The organism is Mariniluteicoccus endophyticus (genome assembly GCF_054780035.1).
The window spans coordinates 1-18,401 of sequence record NZ_BAAGXC010000014.1; the positions used below are offsets into that span (position 1 = coordinate 1).

16 protein-coding genes and 1 tRNA gene are annotated in these 18,401 nt (G+C 68.8%); 16 read left to right on the top strand and 1 reads right to left on the bottom strand.

Annotated features, from left to right (window positions below):
• Positions 1–1,122 precede the first annotated feature (1,122 nt).
• From ACYVGD_RS04325 to ACYVGD_RS04370, 10 genes are all read left to right on the top strand, one after another.
• Complete coding sequence (locus ACYVGD_RS04325; RefSeq protein ID WP_460741760.1) at positions 1,123–1,257, top strand: hypothetical protein; 135 nt, start codon at positions 1,123–1,125, stop codon at positions 1,255–1,257.
• Between the two features lie 5 nt (positions 1,258–1,262).
• The gene (locus ACYVGD_RS04330) at positions 1,263–1,454 is read left to right on the top strand and encodes a hypothetical protein (RefSeq protein ID WP_460741761.1); all 192 of its coding nucleotides are present in this window, start codon (positions 1,263–1,265) and stop codon (positions 1,452–1,454) included.
• A 606-nt stretch (positions 1,455–2,060) separates the two neighbouring features.
• Entirely contained in the window at positions 2,061–4,322 is a 2,262-nt protein-coding gene (locus ACYVGD_RS04335; RefSeq protein WP_460741762.1) for a type IV secretory system conjugative DNA transfer family protein, read from the top strand.
• Positions 4,323–4,576: 254 nt separating this feature from the next.
• Positions 4,577–5,356 carry a replication-relaxation family protein gene (locus ACYVGD_RS04340; RefSeq protein WP_460741763.1) on the top strand — a complete coding sequence of 260 codons (780 nt, stop codon included), beginning with the start codon at positions 4,577–4,579 and terminating at the stop codon, positions 5,354–5,356.
• Entirely contained in the window at positions 5,353–6,435 is a 1,083-nt protein-coding gene (locus ACYVGD_RS04345; protein ID WP_460741764.1) for a DNA-methyltransferase, read from the top strand. The genes ACYVGD_RS04340 and ACYVGD_RS04345 overlap by 4 nt, the downstream gene beginning before the upstream one ends.
• Before the next feature lie 4 nt (positions 6,436–6,439).
• Positions 6,440–7,072, top strand: coding sequence for an antirestriction protein ArdA (locus ACYVGD_RS04350; protein ID WP_460741765.1), 633 nt, complete (start codon positions 6,440–6,442; stop codon positions 7,070–7,072).
• A 240-nt stretch (positions 7,073–7,312) separates the two neighbouring features.
• Complete coding sequence (locus ACYVGD_RS04355; RefSeq protein WP_460741766.1) at positions 7,313–7,486, top strand: hypothetical protein; 174 nt, start codon at positions 7,313–7,315, stop codon at positions 7,484–7,486.
• A 196-nt stretch (positions 7,487–7,682) separates the two neighbouring features.
• On the top strand, positions 7,683–8,123 hold the full coding sequence (locus ACYVGD_RS04360) for a helix-turn-helix domain-containing protein (protein WP_460741767.1): 441 nt from the start codon (positions 7,683–7,685) through the stop codon (positions 8,121–8,123).
• 45 nt (positions 8,124–8,168) lie between these two features.
• Positions 8,169–8,846 (top strand): ImmA/IrrE family metallo-endopeptidase, encoded by a 678-nt coding sequence (locus ACYVGD_RS04365; RefSeq protein WP_460741768.1) that lies wholly within the window; start codon positions 8,169–8,171, stop codon positions 8,844–8,846.
• Complete coding sequence (locus ACYVGD_RS04370) at positions 8,843–10,543, top strand: recombinase family protein (RefSeq protein ID WP_460741769.1); 1,701 nt, start codon at positions 8,843–8,845, stop codon at positions 10,541–10,543. Before ACYVGD_RS04365 ends, ACYVGD_RS04370 begins: the two co-directional genes overlap by 4 nt.
• Here ACYVGD_RS04370 and ACYVGD_RS04375 read toward each other — a convergent pair.
• Positions 10,506–10,591 (bottom strand) — tRNA-Leu (locus tag ACYVGD_RS04375). The two genes, ACYVGD_RS04370 and ACYVGD_RS04375, sit on opposite strands and share 38 nt — an antisense overlap.
• 295 nt (positions 10,592–10,886) lie before the next feature.
• Between ACYVGD_RS04375 and ACYVGD_RS04380 the strand changes: the two genes are divergently transcribed.
• The 6 genes from ACYVGD_RS04380 (at position 10,887) to pknB (ending at position 18,396) form a co-directional block, all read left to right on the top strand.
• Positions 10,887–11,591 (top strand): FhaA domain-containing protein, encoded by a 705-nt coding sequence (locus tag ACYVGD_RS04380; RefSeq protein WP_460741770.1) that lies wholly within the window; start codon positions 10,887–10,889, stop codon positions 11,589–11,591.
• Positions 11,591–12,061 (top strand): FHA domain-containing protein FhaB/FipA, encoded by a 471-nt coding sequence (locus ACYVGD_RS04385; RefSeq protein ID WP_460741771.1) that lies wholly within the window; start codon positions 11,591–11,593, stop codon positions 12,059–12,061. Before ACYVGD_RS04380 ends, ACYVGD_RS04385 begins: the two co-directional genes overlap by 1 nt.
• A gap of 1 nt (position 12,062) precedes the next feature.
• On the top strand, positions 12,063–13,568 hold the full coding sequence (locus ACYVGD_RS04390) for a PP2C family protein-serine/threonine phosphatase (protein ID WP_460741772.1): 1,506 nt from the start codon (positions 12,063–12,065) through the stop codon (positions 13,566–13,568).
• Positions 13,568–14,953: an FtsW/RodA/SpoVE family cell cycle protein gene (locus ACYVGD_RS04395; RefSeq protein WP_460741773.1), complete on the top strand. Its 1,386-nt coding sequence runs from the start codon at positions 13,568–13,570 to the stop codon at positions 14,951–14,953. Before ACYVGD_RS04390 ends, ACYVGD_RS04395 begins: the two co-directional genes overlap by 1 nt.
• The gene (locus ACYVGD_RS04400; protein WP_460741774.1) at positions 14,950–16,392 is read left to right on the top strand and encodes a peptidoglycan D,D-transpeptidase FtsI family protein; all 1,443 of its coding nucleotides are present in this window, start codon (positions 14,950–14,952) and stop codon (positions 16,390–16,392) included. The genes ACYVGD_RS04395 and ACYVGD_RS04400 overlap by 4 nt, the downstream gene beginning before the upstream one ends.
• A gap of 237 nt (positions 16,393–16,629) precedes the next feature.
• Complete coding sequence (gene pknB / locus ACYVGD_RS04405) at positions 16,630–18,396, top strand: Stk1 family PASTA domain-containing Ser/Thr kinase (protein ID WP_460741824.1); 1,767 nt, start codon at positions 16,630–16,632, stop codon at positions 18,394–18,396.
• Positions 18,397–18,401: the final 5 nt, after the last annotated feature.

The window sequence follows — 18,401 nt, forward strand, 5'->3', positions numbered from 1 at the left end:
CGTCATCCGCGCCCTACTGGACACCGGAGGATTCAGAACCGAACTACACCGTCATCTGTGAAGAGCCACATATCCTCAGCCCCGACACCGCCCTCGCATACGCCTAGTTGAGCGTCACCTGAACCGGAGTAACGATCTCGTCGCGCCAGTGAAAGGCGGCATGCCAGCCACCGGTGCACCCTCCGATGACTCGATACTCAGGTCATGGACGTCAGTGATGTAACACCCCGGGTCGCCCGAGGGGTCTCGACCTGGGGTCGGAACAACCTCAAGCTTGCGATGGGATTATGGCTAGCCTGCTCATGGCCACAACCACCTCCTTCCAGGGATGCGAGCGCCACCCAGGCGAAGATTGCGTCGCGCTCATTGCAGCCGATGATCCACATGGGGATAGCCAGGGTGAGGTAGCTCGTCTTGATTGTGATCCAGTCAGCTTCCACTCTTCCGACTCGGCCAGAAGTGCCACCTTCCCCCAGGTAGAACGAGCGATTAGATGATCCGGAAAGTCGACTCTTATATCCACGGAGCGTGAGCGGGGCTTCCATTACTTGAAGCTCAGTCCGACACCGCAATCCTCGCTGCCCCCGCTGTGTCATGCGCAAGACTAACGGCGCAACTCTCAAGGAGGACTCCCGCTGGCACAATGCGTCCTTGAATTCAGCGTGAATACCAGTGGTGGGCACCGCCATGCAGTGCCTGTGGACGCGCATCGCCGACGACCATGTACTGCTGCGCCAACCGAGGAGCGACTATCGCGCCATACCAGAAGGGCCGGCCGCTGGCAGTAGTCGGCACGCAAGTCGGGCAGCAGCCCCAACACGGTTCGGCACGCATTGACCACGGCATCGATCACCGGCCGCAGTCGGTCGGGAGTCGCCCAGGGGCCGTGTCGCCGCCCGCCCTACTGCCTGGAGACGGAGGCGCACTCCGGCGTGTCTTCACGGCCCGGGCGACGCGCGTGGCGGATACTAGATGTAGCGGTACGACACGCCGACACCTACTACTGGGAGTGCTTGCTTGGCGAACGGCGGTCCGCCATACTACAGGTGGGGGAGCTAATCTTACAGCGGTGTAACTTGACTGAGAGGCTGCCCCGGGTCGGGAAGGCGGTGTGGGGCGCGGGTGCGGCAGGTGCTGACCGAGGCACGGATCCAGCAGGTGTCGCAGGCCACGGTGCAGCAGATGACCGAGGTCGCCCGGCAGCACCTCTCCAACGGTGCCGGGGCGCCGCCGTTCCCGCCGACGAGCGGGGGGTGAGGGTCGTGGCTGACTCGTCGGGTAGCTGGCTGGATCGGCTGGTGGGCTGGTGTTTCGCCGCCTTGCTGGGGGCGATGGCGCTCTACGGCGCGGTGGCGGTGATCCGCTCGATCTGGCTGCCACTGTGTATCGGGTTGGCGGTGGTCGGGGCGGTGGTGCTGGTCGGCTGGCTGGTGCTGCACGCCCGCCGCTTCTAACTCCTCGGCCGGTGACGGCCCAGCCAGTTGAGCCGGGCGGCGAGTGACGGTAAGTCCCCGAGCGCAGAGCGCATCCGGCAGTCCGTGGCTCGTTGCCCGGCTCAGCTCCTCCCGCGGCAGATCGTGCCACGGTTCGGTCTGTGGCCGGGGTTGTCCGGTCGGTGTTGTGGAATCGTGCGAAGCCGTTGACCGTTCAGCGGACGCGGCACATACTCAGCGCCAGTTCCTCGCCTGGATCCCCGCGGCAGCGCAGCAGCATGGGGGCTCCGGGCGGGTTGAGCACCCAGTTCCCTCATCAACGTTAAGTCCACTCCTTTTGGTGGAGGAAGGAGGCGTATTCGCCATGCCCAAAAGTAACCAGAACAACCCCAAGAAGCCGGCACCTGCGCGGCGGCCGGGTGGTCGGCCGGGGCAGTCCCGGGCGGTGCGCCGCGGTCGCGCCCGTCCCGGGCTGCGGCTGAGTGTGCGCAGTGAGCTGCGCGCCGAGCCGGATACCCGCCGGATTGCCCGCACTGTCATCGCCTTGGCCCTGGCGCAGGCCGAAGCCGAGGCCGAAGCTGCCAGTTCGGCCGAGCCAGCAACGCGGACACCGACGGAGGATCGGTCGTGAGCCGCACCGCGACAACCTCCAGCCCGGCCGCTTCAGCCAGTGGCTTGGTGTGGCGGCAGCTGGTGCTGCCGGTACCAGTGGACGAGGCCCGGGTGCGCAGCTTTCTGACCGCGCTGGCCACGATGGCCGGGCATCCGCTGGTGGTCTTCGAGGCCATCGGGCACGCCGGACGGGTGCACTGGCGGATCGGCACCCGCGCCGCGGCTGTCAAGGCCGTCCAGGCGTTGGCGCTGGCGCATCTGCCCGGCGTCCGACTGACCGACCCCAGCGAGCAGGCCATCAGCAACCTGACCGAGCCACTGGTGGCGCATCCGGCCGGGTTTCTGGCCGAGGATGTGGTCGCCACTCAGTTGCCAGCAGCGGCAGCGCGGGTGCAGGTCCATGGCCGGGGCGGGTGGCAGCCGCTGGCGGTCGAGGCCACGCTCGCGGTGACGCGCAGCCTGCTGGCCGTCTTGGCCAGCACCAGCACCGGAGAATACGTCCGGCTGCAGCTGGTCTGCGGCGCCCGCCTGGGACCGCGCACCCCACCATCGGCCGACGGTGACCGTGGCCATGCCCCGGCACCGACGCGGGAGGTGGTGCAGACGCTGCGCGAACCGGGGTTTCAGACCACCATCCGACTGGCCGCCTCGGCCGGCACTCCGACCCGGGCCGACCTGCTGGTGCGCCAGCTGAGCCGCGCCCTGACCGGGCTGAACCGGCCACGGTTGCGGCTGGAGACCTGGGTGTCGTCACCCCGGGCGGTCGCCGAAGCCACAACGGCCTGGTTGTTCCCGACCCGGCTCCGCACCTCTGAACTGCCCGCGCTCATGGCCTGGCCACTGGAAGACGGGCTGCCGGGGGTGGCCGCCCCACATCCGGTGACGTTGCCGCCCAGCCTGGCAATCCCCAGCCGCGGCCGCCCGCTCGGGGTGGCCGAAACCGACCCCACCCGACCGGTCGCTCTGAGCCGCGAGGACGGGCTGCGGCACCTGCATCTGCTCGGGCCGACCGGCACCGGTAAGTCCACGGTGATGGCCAACCTGGTCCTGGCCGACATCGCCGCCGGTGACCGGGTGGTGGTGATCGACCCGAAAGGTGATCTGGTGACCGACATCGCCCGCCGGGTGCCTGAGGCGCAGCGCGACCGGGTGGTCATCATCGACGCCGCCGACCCGGTCCCGGTGGGGATCAACCCGCTGGCCGGCAGCCGGGAACCAGAGCTGGCAGCCGAGGTGCTGCTGGGGATGTTCCGTTCCCTCTACGCCGACTCGTGGGGCCCTCGAACCCAAGACATTCTGCACGCCTGCCTGCTCACCCTGGCCCGCCGCGGCGACGCCTCCCTCGTGATGGTGCCGCTGCTGCTGACCAACCCCGGCTTCCGCCGCTCGGTGACCAGCAGGGTTGCGAAAGCCGACCCGCTCGGCCTGGGTGGCTTCTGGGCCTGGTACGAAGCGCTGTCCGACGGCGAACGCTCACAGGCGATCGCGCCGCTGCTGAACAAGCTGCGCCCGGTACTGCTGCGCCCGCAGCTGCGGGCGGTGTTCGGCCAGCGCACGCCCAAGTTCGATCTGCACACCCTGTTCAACCCGACCACTGACAGCGATGAGGACGCGGCGCCGCGGGCGGTACTGGTCAACCTGGCCAAAGGCCGGCTCGGTGAGGAAGCCGCCCGGCTGCTCGGCTCGGTGGTGGTGGGGCTGGTATGGCAGGCCGCCCTGGCGCGGATCGGCACCCCGGCCGGGCAGCGGGCACCGGTGTGGGTGCATATCGATGAGATCCAGGACTACCTGCGCCTGCCCGGCGACCTCGGTGACGCGCTCGCCCAGGCTCGCGGGCTCGGGGTCGGGTTCACCCTGGCCCATCAGCACTTGGGCCAGCTCCCCCGCGGGTTGCGCGACGGGGTGCTGGCCAACGCCCGCTCACGGGTGGCGTTCAGTCTGTCCCGTGACGACGCTCGGGTCATTGCCGAGTTCTCCGGTGGCCGCCTCGAGGCCGAGGACTACCGCAGCCTGCCCGCCTTCCACGCCTACGCCACGGTGCTGGCCGACGCTGGCCTGCAACCACCGCTCAGCATGCTGACCCGGCCACTCGACCCACCCCGCTGGCCCGTGGCTGACGTCCTGGCCAGCTCCCGCGCCCGCTGGGGACAAGCCCTCGACGCGGTCGAAGCCGACCTGCTCAACCTGGCCGGCCACCCCGGCTCGAACGATGCGGGTGAGGTGCCCATCGGGCGCAGCCGCCCCACCGACCACACACCCCGGGAGGGCAGCGCATGACCAGTAATCCAGGCAGCCAGGAGAGTTCTAACGGGGTGGTCACCCCGGAGGCTGTGTGTCCGGCCGCCCGTCCACTCGGCTCCACGTCGGGAGCGGTATCTCCGGTAACCGGGGGCGGATCGGCGCCGACACGGGGGACGAATACTCCGGTTCCGTCGTCCCCGGCGCCCGCTGCCGCTGCCTCGCCAGCTCCCTCCTCATCTCGTCCTGCCTCTCGTGTCGGCTCTCGTCGACGTGCCGATCTGGACGAGGAAATGTCGGGACGGGATCGGCTGGTGCTGGCACGGTTGTGGGAGCACCGCTTCCTGACGACCCGGCAGCTGGAACGCTTCGTTTTCACCGGCCACGCCACCGAGACGGCGGCCGCTCGGGCGGCCCGGCGGGTGCTGGCCCGGCTGGCCCGTGACCAGCTCATCCGGCCGCTGGCGCGGCGGATCGGCGGTGTGCGGGCGGGGTCGGCGGCCACGATCTGGCAGCTGGCACCAGCCGGTGCCCGGCTGATCCAGCCCGAGACCGGGAAGAGCTGGCGCACCTACGAGCCCTCGCCCCGGTTCCTGCACCACACCCTGGCCGTCGCCGACGCCCACCTGATGCTGCGCGAGGGACACCGCCACGGCCTTGAAGTCGCCGTGCAGACCGAGCCGCTGAGCTGGCGCCGCTATCTCGGTCCGGGCGGGGAGACCCGGCTGGTGCGTCCCGACCTGGCCGCCACCATCTGCGGCACCGACCAGCAGGGCCGGTTTGAGGATCGCTGGTTCATCGAGGTCGACCTCGGTACCGAGTCGATGCCCACCTTGCTCACCAAGTGCCGCGCCTACCAGGCCTACTACCAATCCGGTACCGAACAGACCGCCCACGGCAGCTTCCCTCAGGTGCTGTGGCTCCTGCACGGGCCCCGCGCCGCCGAGCGTGCCACCGCCTTGAAGCAGCGGCTCGCCCACGCTGGCCGGCTCGAGGCCCGACTGTTCGCGATCTGCCAGCCCGACCAGCTGCCCAGCCTGCTCTGGAATGGCACACCGGGAGCGGGTTCATGAGCGCCGCGAACCGGTCGGCGACATCGGGGCCATCGGGGACGCCGCGGCGGCAGATCCTGCTTGGGGACGCCGCGCTGCGGCTGACCGGGCTGGAGATGGCCAGCGTGGATTGTGTGATCACCAGCCCGCCGTACTTCCGGTTGCGGGACTACCAAGTCGCCGGGCAGGTCGGTCTGGAAGACCACGTCGAGGCCTGGGTAGACCGGTTGCAGCCGGTCCTGGCCGAGCTGGCGCGGGCGCTGGTGCCGACCGGCAGCCTGTGGCTCAACCTCGGCGATAGTTACAGCACCCACCCCCGCCAAGGCGCCCCGTCTAAAAGCCTGCTGCTCGGCCCCGAGCGGCTGGTGCTGCGGCTGGCCGACCAGGGCTGGATTCTGCGCAACAAGATCATTTGGGCCAAGACCAACCCGATCCCCTCGAGCGTCACCGACCGGCTCAGCACCACCTATGAGGTGGTCTACCTGCTGACCCGTTCGCCGCGCTACTACTTCGCCCTCGACGCCATCCGCACCCCAGCCAGCAGTCCGAGCCGACCGCCGCGCACACCCCGACGTCCGGGCAGGCCGGGCGGGGTGCCACGGCGCTGGCGCGGCCCGAACACCGACAGCGACACCGGCCTGCTGGCCATGAAACGCCGCGGACAGGCCGCGCATCCTCTCGGGAAGAACCCCGGCGACGTCTGGCCGATCGCGACCGCCCGCTACCGCGGGGCACACTTCGCCACGTATCCCGAGGCGTTGGTCGAGCGCATGCTGCTGGCTGGCTGTCCCGAACGTCGCTGCGCCGTGTGCCGACGCCCGTACCAGCGGACGCTGCGCCGCCACGGCAGCCAGGCCAGCCGCGGCCCACTGCGCCCGACCTGCTCCTGCCCACCCTCAGCCGATGGCCAACCCCGCAGCGAGCCCGGGCTGGTGCTCGACCCGTTCCTCGGCGCCGGCACGACGGCGCTGGTCGCCGAACGCCACAACCGGGACTGGGTCGGCATCGAACTCAACCCCGAGTTCATCACCTTGGCCAGCCAGCGACTGGCCGCCGCCCGCCAACCCGACACCGCACCAGACAAACGAAAGGAGGAATAGCACCATGACGCACGAACACAATATGAAGCCGCAGACGCCCGAGCAGGGCGAGCCGGTCGGGTTCGAGCACGACCCCGACGTCACCCGCCAGCCGCGGGTGTGGATCGCCTCGCTGGCCGACTACACCGCCGGGAACCTGCACGGAGCCTGGGTCCGCGCCGACCAGGATCCCGCCGACCTCGAACAGGCCGCCCACGCCCTTCTCGCCACCAGTGCCGAACCGGGTGCTGAGGAGTGGGCCATCTACGACTACGAACACTTCGGCGCCCTCGACCTCGGCGAATACCCACCACTGGAAGATGTGGCGGCCGTCGGGAAGGGGATCGCCGCCCACGGGCCGGTTTTCGCCGCCTGGGTCGGCATCGTCGTTGACGCCAGCGGTAACGGCTCCCTTGACCATGAGCTGCTGGCCGCCTTCGATACCCACTACGTCGGGCACTACGGCTCGATCAGCGAGTGGGCGGAGCAGACCCTCGACGAACTTGGGGTCACCGCCGGTCTCGACGAGCTCAGCCAGAGCCTGCAGCCCTACCTGCGGATCGACTACACCGCCTTCGCCCACGACGCCGAAGCCGACGGCTACATCCACTTGCTGCCCGCCGACGATGGCGCTGTCTGGGTCTTCCTCGGCACCTAACCCAAGCACGAGAGGGCACGGGTGTTCCCCGGGTACCCGCAGCCGCCCTATCGATCCATCCGGGATCGACGGCTGCGCCATCCCGGGGAACCACCGTCCCCGGCACACCACAGGAAGGAGCTGTCATGAAGACGCTCGCTATCCGGCTCGATGACGACCTGCACGCCCGGCTCGTCATCGTGGCCAAGCTCGCCGAGGTGTCGGTCACCGACGCCCATCCGGCAAGCTGTCGAAACGCACGTGCACACCCTCGCGGTCAGCCCCGAGATCCAGGCCAAGGCCGACGCCCTGCGCCAGGAAATCCAGCGGGAAGCCCAGGCGCAGCAAGGTGCCATCGCTGACCTCTTCGGCGACGGCACCCCACCCGCCGGTGGCTCCCCGAAACGGCCCCGCCGCGGCGGCAACGACACGTGACACCCCGGGTGGAGCCAGGTCGAGCGCTTAGCGCTCCCTGACTCCACCCGGCAACACACCCACCAACCCGAAACGCCGTGACGGATGGTGGCTGTGAAAAGCACAGCAGCAAGCTTCCAGATACATGCCGGTCATACGCGTTGTGAAATTAGCCAAACACGAATCATTTACCCGGAAAGGAGCGTAAAATAAGAACATGGAATACAAAGTTGGAATAATAGGTAATCCTCACCTCCGCCAAGCGACTGGACTGGGCGGCATTCCCTCGCGCGTCCGCGCGCGCCCCTCGCTCGGCGACCAGCTGCACCGAGCCCGGGCAGCCAGCGGGCTGAGCATCCGCCAGGCCGCGACCGAAGCTGGGATCAGCACCGGCGCGCTCTCAGGCATGGAGAACGGCCGTAGTACCAACGTCGCACCCGAGCGTCTGGAACGGCTCGCCGCGACCTACGGTATCGACCCGACTCCCCTCTACGAAGCCGCTCAGCGCGCCACACGGAGCCGCTACCGGGCCTACCTACGCACCAGCAATAGCCACACCAACGCCACCACAACTGAACTAACCGAGCTACTGCACCGACTGGCCGAAAAATACAACAAGCCGCTACTTCAGCGAAGGGCCGGTAAGCGCCGAAAGTGACAGTAACTTCCACGCCGCACACGTAATACGAAAGGAGATCGTGCCATGAGCCACACTAATTCATCCATCCTGCAGAAACTGCGCTCACTCAGCCCGAGCCGGGATTGCACTTTCACAGAAGCCCTGCAGCTCGCCGAACACCAAGCCGCGGCGTTGGTGCGGCTCCTAGCTGCGCGGTCAGCAGGCTTCACCGTGACCGGCATTACGACAGAGCATCTCGCCGGGATGCCGCGCCTGCGCATCGTCTACGAACCACTTCCGGTCAGCGGAGTGAGTCATTGGAACGGTCGTGAGTGGATCATCTGCCTCAATGAGGACGACTCGCTGCCACGGCAGCGTTTCACGCTGCTCCACGAGTACAAGCACATCATCGACCACGGCCGCACCCCTCAGCTCTACACCGGCACCTCGCGACTGTCTGGCGAGGAGCAGGCCGAACGCGCCGCCGACTACTTCGCCGGGTGCGCGCTCGTCCCTCGAACTGCCCTCAAACAAGCCTGGGGCAACCGCCTGCAACACCCAGCCATCCTGGCCGAGCACTTCGGCGTCAGCGAAGCTGCCATCCAGGTGCGACTCGACCAGACCGGGCTATCTCGCGAACGCGACCCCGAACCCGACGAGCTGAAACCTCGGGCACGGTGCCAGCGGCCGATCTGGACGCCACGCTGGCAGCCGCAGCGATTCGTCACGCGCCGGCCGCACTACGGACGGAGCGTCGCATGAGCGGCTCGGCAGCACCAGAGAAGCTGGCTGTCTCATACCTGCGCGTCTCGACAACCCGGCAGATGAACGCCGGCGCCGACGTCGATGACGAGGGCAACTCCATCGCTACCCAACGCGAAGCCAACAACGCCAAGGCCGCCCGCCTTGGCGTTGCTATTCAGAAGGAGTTCGTCGAGCCCGGTGCTTCGGCGCAGACCATCGAGAAGCGGCCGGTGTTCAAACGGCTGCTGGCCTACCTCGCCGAGCACCCCGAGGTCGACTATGTCCTCATCTACCTGCGCTCCCGCGCCTTCCGCAACCTCGGCGACGCGGTTATCACCAAACGCAAGCTGGAAGCAATGGGCGTCAAACTAGTCTCGGCCAAGGAAGACTTCGGCGACGGCATCATGGCCGACGCCATGGAAGCCGTCACCGACATCATCAACGAAGTCCAGGTGCGGATGTCTGGTGAAGACATCAAGGTCAAGATGCTGCACAAAGTCGAGATGGGCGGCACCAACGGCCGAGCCAAACTCGGCTACCTCAACCAGCGCATCGACCACGACGGCCGGCAGGTCAACACCATCACCATCGACCCCGAACGGGCGCCGCTCATCCGGAAGGCGTACGAGCTGTTTGCAACCGGTGACTACACCCTCGACCGGCTGGCCGAGACCATGGCCGACCTCGGCCTCAGCACCCGACCAACCCGAAGCCGCCCTAAACAACCGGTGTCGCGGTCGAAACTGCACCAGCTCATGCGCGACAGTTACTACTACGGCATCGTCACCTACAAGGGAGAGCAGTACCAGGGCCGGCATGAGCCGATCATCGACGAGGATCTGTTCCTGCGCGTCCAGGACGTGCTCGACCGGCGCTCCAAACGGGGGCAGCGGGACCGGGTGCTCTACCACTACCTGAAGGGCTTGCTGTTCTGCGACCGCTGCCGCAACGCCGGGCGCACCTCACGGATGCTGTACGTCAGTGCTCGGGGACGCCGTGGCGACCACCACGAATACTTCCTGTGCCGGGGCCGCCAGGACAAGCTCTGCGACCTGCCGTATCTGCCGGTGGCGCAGGTGGAAGACGCCATCGTGCGGCATAACGAAGCCCTGCGCTTTCCCGAAGGCTTCCTCGACGCCATCACGCACAAGGTCGAACAAGCCATCGCCGAACAGCAGCAATCCATCGGGGAACTCCACGCCGGCTACCACAAGCAACTGGCACAGCTGGCCATCCGCGAAGAACGCCTCCTCGACATGGCCGAAGACGACGCACTGCCCCGCGAGAAGGTACGCAGCCGTCTGCGACAGATTGCCATCGAGCGCGCCAAGGCCGAGAGCGGGCTGGCCGAGAACGGCAACAAGCTGGAAACCGGGGCGGAGGTGCTGCGGCTGTACTGCCAGCTGCTCGAAGCTCCGGGCAGGCTCTACGCCGTGGCACCCGATGATGCCCGGCGCAACCTCAACCTGGCGTTGTTCGAGCGGATCTATGTCGATGAAGACAGGGTTGGCTCAACGATGCCGGTGGCGGTGCATGAGGAGTTCCAAGCAGCCGCGCGGGCCTACCTGGACCCGGACAACACAAAATCCCGACCAGTTGGTCGGGATCTCGGATCACCATCCTCCGAATTCGAACTGGCAGACCTATTTGATCGTGCGGGTTCGAGTACGGGGGTTATGGTGCGCGAGAGAGGATTTGAACCTCCACGTCCCTAAGGACACTGGCACCTGAAGCCAGCGCGTCTGCCGTTCCGCCACTCGCGCTCGATGAACTCGCGTTCACCAGCCGGGAAACACTAGCACGGTAGGCGGGAAGTGCCCAAACGCCTTCCCGCGTACGCCCGCCGCACGGACGTCCCAGCAGGTTTCTGCGCCTCGCCGGGGTTGTCGCGGACTACTAGGATCTGTACGCCGGTCTTGACCCGAGGTCGAGGCTAGGACTCGCGACCACGGGACCGGTGTGCATAAGGTAGGGCGCGGTCCGCCCTGCCCCGCCGGGCGGCCCGCGCACCGTGCACGACACAGGGCCGGTGGACGACGACGCAGAGGGAGGCGACCGATGGGCTTTCTCGACCGCTTCGAACGCGGCCTCGAGGGCGCTGTCAACGGCGTCTTCGCGCGCGCCTTCAAAGGCGATGTCCAGCCCGTGGAGATCGCGGCCCGCCTCCAGAAGGAGCTCGACTCCGAGGCGAAGCTGATGAGCCGCGACCGCAAGCTCGTCCCGAACGAGTTCGTCATCGGGCTGAGTCAGCACGACTACGACCGGCTCACCCCTTACGGCAAGACGCTGTCGGGCGAGATCATCCCCGAGCTGCGGCAGCACGCGTCGTCCATGGGCTACGTGTTCAATGGCCCGATCATGCTCCACTTCGAGCTGAACGACGAGTTGCCCACCGGCAAGTTCACCGTCGACTCCGAGGCCGTCGCCGGAGTCTCGTCCAACGAGCCCGCCACCGCGGTCCACCGCTCGGCGATGGTGCTCGAGGTCAACGGCATGCGCCACCCGCTCGCCCCGCCGGGAATCGTGATCGGCCGCGGCTCCGAGGCCGACCTGCGCGTCAACGACCCCGGCATCTCCCGCAAGCACGCCCAGATCCGCGTCTCCGGGGGCGGTGCGAACCTCACCTACGAGATCGTCGACCTCGGCTCGACCAACGGCATCACCGTCGACGGGCGCAAGGTCCGCCAGTCGCTGCTCCACTCCGGCACGACGATCGAGATCGGCAACACGCGCATGCTTGTCCACGCGCCCTCGGGGCGCTGATGTCAGCGATCGCCGTCACCCTCATCAAGGTCCTCTTCCTCGCCCTGCTCTGGCTGTTCATCATGTCCGCCGCGGGCATCATCAAGACCGACCTGTTCGGCCGCAGCGTGCCGTCGACGGAGCTGCCGCGCGACATCGACTCGCGCAAGCGGAAGAAGCGCCGCATCAAGAAGGGTGCCCCGCGTACCTTCATGATCGTCTCGGGTGACCAGACGGGCATCGGCGCCGACCTCGCCGACGGCGTGGTCCAGATCGGCCGCAGCGCCGACTGCCAGATCATCCTCGACGACGACTACGTCTCCACCCGCCACGCCCGGCTCCAGTCCGACAACGCCGGCGGCTGGTACATCGAGGACCTGGGCTCGACCAACGGCACGTACGTGAACAACCAGCGCATCACGGTCCCGACGACCGTCACGCTGGCCGACACCGTCCGCATCGGACGCACACAGATGAAGCTGGAGGTGTGACGTGAGCGATCACCGAGACACCGACGCCCTCGACGAGGAGCGGCCCGCCGACGTCCCGGTCGACGAGACCGTCGAGACCGCCGCCAACGACACCACCTCGCGCGACCCCGACGACGCGTCCCACGACACCGACGACGCCGTGGCCGCGGACGAGCCGCGCGGTCCCGAGCTCCGGCTGGCCTACGACAGCCACTCCGAGATCGGCCTGGTCCGCAAGAACAACCAGGACTCCGGGTACGCATCCGCCGGTCTGCTCGCCGTCGCCGACGGCATGGGTGGTGCCGCCGCGGGCGACCTCGCCTCGGCCGTGGCCATCCAGATGGTGCGGCGCGCCGACCGCGAGGAACGCGTCCACGGCGACGACATGCTCGAGCTGCTCGCGGGCGCGCTCGACCAGGCCAACGAGAAGATCGCCGACCTCGTCGCCGACGACCCGATGCTCGAGGGCATGGGCACCACCTTCACCGGCGCCCTGTTCGACGGCCACCAGCTCGGCCTGATCCACATCGGCGACTCGCGCGCCTACCTGCTGCGCGACGGCGAGCTGACGCGCCTGACCCACGACCACTCGTGGGTCCAGTCGCTCGTCGACGAGGGCAAGATCACCGAGGAGGAGGCGGCCTACCACCCCCACCGCAGCCTGCTGCTGAAGGTGCTCAACGGCCACGCCGCCAACGATCCCGACACCGGTCTGGTCGACGTCCGTGCCGGCGACCGCCTGCTGTTCTGCTCCGATGGCCTGTGCGGGCTCGTCGAGGACGGCCTGATCCGCGACATCATGGCCCGCCACGACGGCCGCACCGAGGTGCTGCGCGACCTGGTCGAGGAGGCCCACCACGAGGGCGGCATCGACAACATCACCATCGTGGTCGCCGACGTCGTCGACGGGCCCGGCGACAGCGACGTCCACGTCATCGGCGCCGCCGCCGAGCGCGAGATCCCGCAGGTCGGGCGCCGTGAGTCGACGCTGCGCACGTCACCGGCCTCCACCGACGACGCGCCGGTGCCCGGCGCCCCCGAGCCGAAGGCCACCGAGGCCTCCCGCGACGACGAGGGCGAGCGGTACGCCCCCCAGCTCGCCCCGCGCCGCACGCTGTGGCGCCGCCTGCTGGTGTTCTTCCTCGCCATGGCGCTCGTCATCGGCCTCCTGTACGCCGCGTTCGCGTGGACGCGCACCCAGTACTACGTGGGCGCCTCGCAGGGCCAGGTCGCCGTCTACCGGGGCATCGACCAGAAGGTGCTCGGCAGGTCGCTCGGTGAGGTCGTCGCCGTCGAACAGACGCGCCTCGAGGACCTGCCGCCCTACCTGCGCGAGAGCCTCGGCCGCACCATCCCGGCCCGCGACATGGCGGACGCCCAGCGGGTGACGCGTGACCTCAAGGACGCCGCCGACAAGTGCATCCGCGTCCGCCAGGCCGCCCAGAACCCACCGACCACGCCACCGAACCCCGACCCGTCGGCGTCCCCGACGCCCGGCCCGACCCCGGACCCGGCCGAGGGGTGCTGATGGCCGAGCACGTCGTCGTCTATCGCAAGCGGCGCAACGTCGAGCTCGCGATGGTCCTGTTCGCCCTCGGCCTCGGCTTCGCCGCGTACGCCCTGGTCGAGATCAACCTGTACGGCGCCCTGCGCCCCAGCTGGCCGTGGGTCGCAGGCCTGTGGGCGTTCATCGGCCTGGCCGCCCACGGGGTGGTCCGCTGGCGCACCCCATACGCCGACCCGCTCATCCTGCCGTGCGTCCTGCTGCTCAACGGTCTCGGCCTGGCGATGATCCACCGCATCGACCAGATCCCGGACACCCCGCGGCACGACGCGACGACCCAGCTGCTGTGGACCGCCATCGGTGTCGCGCTGTGCGCCGTCGTCGTGGTCGTCGTGCGCGACCACCGGCCGCTGCAGGGCTTTACCTACACGCTGTTCGTGCTCGGCATGGTCCTGCTGCTGATGCCGCTGCTGCCGGTGATCGGCCACGAGGTCTACGGCTCGCGCATCTGGATCAAGGTCGGCCCCTACTCGTTCCAGCCCGCCGAGGTGGCCAAGATCGTGCTGGCCATCGCGTTCGCGAGCTATCTGGTCGAGAAACGTGAGGTGCTGGCGCTGGCCGGCGCCCGCTTCCTCGGCATCGACCTGCCGCGACCGCGCGACCTCGGGCCCATCCTCATGATGTGGGTTGCGTCGCTGGCGGTCCTGGTGTTCCAGAAGGACCTCGGCACGTCGCTGCTGTTCTTCGGCCTGTTCGTGATGATGCTCTACGTCGCGACCGAGCGCCCCTCGTGGGCGATCCTCGGCACACTGATGTTCGCCGGTGGCGCGTTCGCCGGATGGCGCCTGTTCCGCCACGTACAGGTACGCGTCAACGCCTGGCTCGACCCGTTCTCCAACTACGACCAGAACCAGCAGGTGATCAATGCCCAGTTCGGGTTCGCGTACGGCGGCCTGCTCGGCACCGGCTGGGGCCTGGGCCGGCCCGGCCTGACGACGTTTGCCAAGAGTGACTTCATCGCCGCCGCGATCGGCGAGGAGGTCGGCACCGCCGGCCTCATGGCCGTCATCATGATCTACGGCCTGATCGTCGCGCGCGGCCTGCGCGCGGCACTCGCCGCGAAGGAGCCCTTCGGCAAGCTGCTCGCGTGCGGCCTGTCGTTCGTGTTCGCGCTGCAGGTCTTCGCGATCATCGGCGGCGTCACCCGCCTGCTGCCGCTGACGGGTCTCACGACCCCGTTCATGTCGCAGGGCGGCTCGTCGCTGGTGTCGAACTGGGCGATCGCCGGGCTCATGCTGGTGATCTCCCACCAGGGCCGCAAGCCCGTCGCACCCGTCGCCGCCGAGCGTGGCCAGGCGATCTCGTCGGCCGACGCCGAGACGACCCAGATCGTCGGGGGGCACGCATGAACCGCCCGATCCGCCGCGTCGCGATCATCGCGATGCTCATGTTCACGATGCTGCTGGCCAACGCGACCTACACGATGATCGTTCGCCAGAGCTCGCTGCAGGAGCACCAGCGCAACAAGCGCGAGCGCGACGCCGACTTCGCCCAGGACCGCGGCCCCATTCTCGCCGGTCAGACCCAGATCGCCCAGACGGTCGAGTCGAAGGACCGCTTCCGGTTCCAGCGCACCTACCCCCAGCCCCAGGTGTACGCACCGGTGACCGGCTTCTACGCCTACGAGCACCCGGCACCCAGCGGCCTGGAACAGTCGAAGACCCGCGTGCTGGCGGGGTCGGACGACTCCCAGCTCATCCGCCGCATCATCGACATGGCCACCGGCGAGAAGCCGCGCGGCGCCTCGGTCGAGACGACGATCAACCCGAAGGCCCAAAAGGCCGCGTACGACGCCCTCGGCAACCGCAAGGGTGCCGTCGTCGCGCTCGACCCGCGCACCGGCGCCGTGCTCGCCATGGTGTCGACGCCGAGCTACGACCCCAACGACGTCGCCGTCCACGACGTGGCGAAGTCGAACGAGGCCTACCAGAAGCTGCTGAAGGACCCGGGCCGCCCGCTCATCAACCGGGCGACGCGCGAGCGCTACCCACCGGGCTCCACCTTCAAGCTCGTCACCGCCGCGGCCGCGCTGGAGGCCGGCAGGGGGCCCGACACCCAGATCCCGTCGCCGGAGCGGCTGACGCTGCCCCAGACCACGACGACGCTCGGCAACGACTCGCCGTGCGGCGGCGACAACGTGACCCTCGACCAGGCGCTGAAGGTCTCGTGCAACACGGCGTTCGCGAACCTCGGTATCGAGCTGGGCGACGACGCGCTGCGCAAGAAGGCCGAGGCGTTCGGCTTCGGCTCGCGTCCGCTCGGCGACCTGAACGCCGTCGCCAGCGTCTATCCCGACGACCCGAACCAGCCCCAGACCGCGCTGACAGCCATCGGCCAGTTCGACGTGTCGGCCACGCCCCTGCAGATGGCGATGGTCGCCGCGGCGATCGCCAACGACGGGGAGCTGATGGAGCCCTACATAGTCCAGACCGTCCGCGCGGCCAACCTGTCGGTCATCGACAGCCACCGGCCGCGTACGCAGAGCCGGCCGATGTCGTCGACGAACGCGAAGACCCTGCAGGAGATGATGGTCCACGTGGTCACCGACGGCACGGGCGCCAACGCGCAGATCAGCGGGCGCACCGTCGGCGGCAAGACGGGCACGGCCCAGCGCGACCTGTCCAAGCCGCCGTATGCCTGGTTCACCTCGTTCGCCGACGACGCGTCCGGCCGCCCGGCGGTCGCCGTGGCGGTGTTCATCGAGGAGGCCGACATCGAACGCTCCGACATCGCGGGCGGGCGGCTGGCCGCCCCGATCGCCAAGAAGGTCATGGAGGCAGTGCTGTGAACCACCACGACCACTCGAACAATCGCCGGAAGGTGAAGTGACATGAGCACCCACGAGCCTGAAGACCTGGGCCAGGGTCCGCGGCGCGCCATGCCCGCGCCCGACGACGACGCACGCACCGAGGCGTACGAGCAGACCAGGGGCGACGAGCCCACCGCACCGATCGACGAGGCGGGCGAGACCGGCCGCCTGCTCGGCCACCGCTACGAGGTCGGCGCCGTCATCGGCCGCGGCGGCATGGCGGTCGTCCACCGCGCGTACGACACCCGGCTCGGCCGTCAGGTCGCGGTCAAGGAGCTCAAGGTCGATCTGGCGAGCGACCCGACGTTCCAGGCGCGGTTCCGCCGTGAGGCCCAGTCGGCCGCCGGCCTGAATCACCCGAACATCGTCGCGGTGTACGACACCGGTGAGGAGACCGACGAGCGCACCGGCCTCGGCGTGCCCTACATCGTGATGGAGCTCGTCGAGGGCCACACGCTTCGTGACGTCCTGCGTGACGGCCGCAAGATCCTGCCCGAGCGTGCGCTCGAGTTGTCGCAGGGTGTCTTGGACGCGCTGAGCTATTCCCACCGCGCCGGCATCATCCACCGCGACATCAAGCCGGCGAACGTCATGCTGACCCCGCAGGGCCACGTCAAGGTGATGGACTTCGGCATCGCGCGCGCCATCGCCGACACCACGGGGTCGATGACGCAGACGGCCGCGGTCATCGGCACCGCCCAGTACCTCTCCCCCGAGCAGGCGCGCGGCGAGACCGTCGATAACCGTTCCGACATCTACTCGGCGGGCTGCCTGCTCTATGAGCTGCTCGTCGGTCGTCCGCCGTTCGTCGGCGACTCGCCGGTCTCGGTGGCCTACCAGCACGTACGCGAGATGCCGGTGCCGCCGAGCCAGCTCGACCCGATGATCACGCCCGAGATCGACGCCATCGTCCTCAAGGCGCTGGCCAAGGACCCGACCGACCGCTACCAGACCGCCCGCGAGATGCGCGACGACATCGCCCGCCTGCTGGCCGGTCAGGAGATCACCGCGTCGGTCCCCGTCGCCGCCGCGGGTGCATCGTTTGGCGAGCCCACCGAGACCCGTCCCGTCGTCCCGGCGACGCCGGCCGCGGTCGACGAGTACGACGACGAGGAGGACGAGGAGGAGCCCAGGCGCAAGGCGTGGCCGTGGGTCGTCGGGCTGCTCCTCGCCACGCTGCTCGCCGTCGGAGGCCTCACCTACTGGTTCATGAACAACGACCCGAAGGCGCCAGTCGCGCCCGCCACCGTCGCCGTGCCCCACGTGCAGGGCAACAGCCGGGTGTCGGCCGAGAACGCGCTGCGTGATGCGCAGCTCAGGTCGGTCGTGTCCGAGGAGGAGGGCCCCGACGACGGGACCGTCGGCGCCGTCACCAAGCAGGATCCCGCAGGTGGCACGCAGGTCCCGGTCGGCTCCGAGGTGAGGATCACCGTCAACGTCGGCCCCAAGAAGCTCCAGATCCCCGGCGGCATCGTCGGCCAGGACAAGGACGCCGCCATCGCGGCGCTGCAGCAGGCCGGCTTCACCAACGTCGAGGCCGTGCCCGCCCAGAACGAGCCGAACAACGCGAAGGCCGACCAGGTCACTGCCGTCGACCCGGGCGAAGGCCAGTCGGTGGCGGCCTCCAGCAAGGTGACACTCTCGTACGCCACCGGGCGTTCGACCATCCCGAACTGGGCCGGGCTGAACCGCGCCGGTGTCGAGCGCGAGGCGAAGTCGCTCGGCTTCACCAACCTCACCTTCGAGGACGCCGAGGTGACCGACCCGCAGCAGGTCGGCGTGGTGGTCAACACCAAGCCCGCGGCCGGCACGTCTGTGGCCCGCAACTCCGGGATCGTGGTCTACATCGGCAAGCTCAAGTCGACACCGACCCCGTCGCCGACCCCGTCGCCCACGCCGTCGGCGAGCCCGTCGCCCACGCAGACCCAGCAGCCCACGCAGTCCCAGCAGCCGACGTCGACGTCGACGCAGACCCCGCGATGAGCCGG